Origin of the sequence: Brevundimonas sp. UBA5866, from assembly GCF_002432125.1 — a bacterium.
Taxonomy (GTDB): domain Bacteria; phylum Pseudomonadota; class Alphaproteobacteria; order Caulobacterales; family Caulobacteraceae; genus Brevundimonas.
Genome location: NZ_DJFS01000005.1, coordinates 1 through 3,259, shown reverse-complemented (window position 1 = coordinate 3,259; position 3,259 = coordinate 1). Strand labels below are relative to the sequence as shown.

Annotated in this window: 3 protein-coding genes and 1 pseudogene; 3 read left to right on the top strand and 1 reads right to left on the bottom strand. The window is 63.2% G+C overall.

Annotated features, from left to right (window positions below; all coding sequences use genetic code 11):
* Positions 1-291, top strand: a 291-nt coding sequence (locus B3H86_RS00215) for a peptide chain release factor-like protein (protein ID WP_292050522.1), incomplete at its 5' end; no start/stop codon positions are given.
* On the opposite strand, the gene B3H86_RS00210 is transcribed toward B3H86_RS00215, so the two are convergent.
* On the bottom strand, positions 288-1,580 hold the full coding sequence (locus tag B3H86_RS00210; protein ID WP_292050521.1) for a YihY/virulence factor BrkB family protein: 1,293 nt from the start codon (positions 1,578-1,580) through the stop codon (positions 288-290). The two genes, B3H86_RS00215 and B3H86_RS00210, sit on opposite strands and share 4 nt — an antisense overlap.
* Positions 1,581-1,653: 73 nt before the next feature.
* Between B3H86_RS00210 and prmC the strand changes: the two are divergent.
* Positions 1,654-2,503, top strand: a pseudogene (gene prmC / locus B3H86_RS00205) (peptide chain release factor N(5)-glutamine methyltransferase).
* A gap of 322 nt (positions 2,504-2,825) precedes the next feature.
* The coding region (locus B3H86_RS00200) for a DUF4167 domain-containing protein (protein WP_292050517.1) at positions 2,826-3,259 on the top strand (434 nt) is incomplete at its 3' end.

The window sequence follows — 3,259 nt, the reverse complement described above, 5'->3', positions numbered from 1 at the left end:
AACCGTGACAAGGCGATGAAGAACCTGCGCATCCGCCTATACGACATGCAGCGTCAGGCCAAGGACGCGGCCCGCTCGGACGCGCGCAAGTCACAGGTCGGCTCGGGCGATCGCTCGGAGCGCATCCGCACCTATAATTTCCCGCAAGGGCGCGTGACCGACCACCGTATCGGCCTGACGCTGCATTCCCTGCCGCAGATCCTCGAGGGCGACCTAGACCCGATGCTGAACGCCCTGATCGCCGAGGATCAGGCCGCCCGTCTGGCCGACCTCGAGGCCGAGTTCGGCTAAGCCCGCTTCTTTTTCTTGTGGCGGCTCATCTTCTCGCCAAGGCTCTCGGCATATTTAAGCGTAAAGGCCAGGGCTGCCGGATTGCCGCGGCGCGCACCCACACTGTCGGCCATGACGGCACCGCGCTCGCCGATAGGCTTGGGCGTGCCGACGGTGGTGTCGATGGCGGTCTGGTGCTCGATCTCGGCATTGAGGCGTGCGCCCATCAGCACGACCTGAAGTGAAATCCACGTCCAGAGCAGGAAACCCATCGCAGCCGACAGCGGGCCATAGGAGTCCGTGCGCACGAAGTTCGTCAGGAACCAGCTGAACAGCAAGGACACCGCCAGGCTCAGCACCGCCGCCACCAGCGCGCCGGGCGTCACCCAGCGCCAACGCGGCGAGGTGCGGCTGGGCCCGATCCGGTAGATCAGGTTCAAGAAGCCCACGAACAGCACGAACAGCACCGGCCAGCGCAGCGGCGACAGATAGGCCCATTCCTCCTGCAGGCCGAAGATGGAGATCACCACCGGCACACCGACCACCAGCACCGAGGTCAGCATTACCCCCACCAGTGCCGACAGGGTGCAGGCCATGCACAGCAGGTTGTATTTGACGATGTTGCGCTTCTCGACCTCGTGATAGGCCAGATTGAGACCGTAAAAGAGTGTCTTCACCCCGCCATTCGATGCCCAAAGCGACAGCAGCAGGGTCCAGATCAGGGTGAATGTCAGCGTGCCGGTCGAGTTGCTGGCCAACCGGGACATCTCGTTCCCGAGGAAGGCGGACACATTGCCGGGCAGCATCTCGTAAATGAAGTCCAGTCGCCCCCAGGCATCCGTCGGATCGGCGAACAGACCATAGATGGTGACAAAGGCACCGATGGTCGGAAACAGCGCCAGCAGCATGAAGAATGTGACACCGCCCGCCACAAAGGTCACACGGTCGCCAAAGAAGCCCATTCCCGTGCGCCACAGGATGTCGATCCAGCCTTTTAGCGGTATTTTCAAAGGGCTGGTGGCCAAACGCCCGCGGCCCGGTTCGGCCCGGTCATAGCTCTCGGGGCTATCCTCGGCGTCCACCTCGTCGGGTTTGTACTGGCGCAGGTCAAGGCCGATGCGGTGCCCTTGGGTATAGAGCAGGTGGGTGGCCGTAGCCCCTGCCATCAAGCCTCCGCCAGCGGCCCCCAGAAACTTCAGGATGAAGGAGCCCCGACTGGCGCCTCGCCCCCTGCCGGCAGAGCGGGAGAGGGTGTCTAGGACGCTGTGCAGCAGCTCATTGGCCTTGGCGGGAGATTTTTTTCTGCGCATGGCGGTTCACAACGATCCTGCGCCGGACCTGTTCCGCCTTGAATTTCCATCGCGAAGTCCCCAATCAATCCGCATGAACTCGACCTCCTCCAACTCGACCTCCGGTGCCACCCTTCTGAAAACCTGGAAGGATGCACAGGCACGCCTCAAGGCCGCGGGTATCGACAGCCCGTCGATCGACGCACGCATTCTGCTGGAAGCAGCGACCGGTGCAGGGCGTGTGGACATCCTGACCGATCCTTACCGTGCGGTCACCCCCGCACAGATGACCGAGATGGAAGCCATGCTGGAGCGTCGCCTGCGTCGTGAGCCGGTCTCCAAAATCCTCGGCAAGAAGGGTTTCTGGAAGATCATGCTGAACGTCACCCCTGACGTGCTGAGCCCGCGCGCCGACACCGAGGTGATCGTCGATATCGCCACCCTGGCCTTCCAGCCGAACCAGAGCTTCGAAATGGCCGACCTGGGCACGGGCTCGGGCTGCATCCTGCTGGCGACACTGGCAGAGCGTCCGGCGGCACGGGGCGTCGGCACCGACATCTCGACAGAGGCCATCGCCGTGGCCCGCGAGAATGCCGCCAATCTGGACCTGAACAACCGCTGCACCTTCCTGCGCACGGAATGGGCGACCGGCTTTGCCGACAACAGCTTCGATCTGGTGGTGTCTAACCCGCCCTATATCCCGACCAAGGACATTGAAACCCTTGATCCGGAAGTCCGCGACCACGATCCGCATCTGGCGCTGGACGGTGGTCCGGACGGGCTGGACCCGTATCGCGTGCTGGCCCCCGAGATCAAACGCGTGCTGCGCCCCGATGGCATCTTCGCCGTCGAGATCGGCTGGGATCNNGGATCTGGGCGAACGTGACCGCGTGGTCACCAACGGACCCGATCCCAAGACCACGCCGCGTCCGAAGGCGGATTGATATTACGCCGTTATAGGATGGAATCCGGGGCAGGTAACCGAAAGGAAGTCTGCCCCTTTTCAATAATGGGCTTGGCAAAGGCGGTATTCACGCGCTAAGTCCTTGGTGTCTCCCACTCAAACATAACAGATGCGGACCCGAGACGTCCTGCATAAGTGTGGCTGGGAATGTGATGGTCGGGCCATTGGGGCGCGGCGGACCACAGGGCGACATTCGTTTTCCGGACAGAACGCCAAGGGGATTGGCCCCTCAGCGCGGAACAAGAATAAGGGCTCCGGCTGTCGCCGTTGGCAGTCTGACCCGCACCAGCACGGTATCCTCGATGAGAGATTTCAAGGGCATGAAGCGTCAGCGCGGCCGCAATCGCAAGCCGAGCGGTGGCAATAACGCCAATGCGACCAACCCGAACCGTTCATGGGACTCCCAGGGCCCCGAGAACATCAAGGTCCGGGGCAACGCCCAGACCGTCTATGAACGCTACATGCAGCTGGCGCGCGATGCCGCCGCCGCCGGTGACCGCGTTCTTGCCGAAAACTACACCCAGCACGCCGAGCACTATTTCCGTGTGCTGCGCGCCCTCCAGCCGCTGCGTTCGGTAAGCGAGATCGCCCAGCGCGAGCAGGCCGGCCAAGGCTTCGATATCGATTTCGAAGACGAATCCGGTGCCCAGGCCGCCGCCATTATCGCCGCACAGCAGGCCGAAGAGCGCCGCGCCGAGGAAGAAGCCCGCCGTCAGGCCGAGCGCGCCGAGCGCGA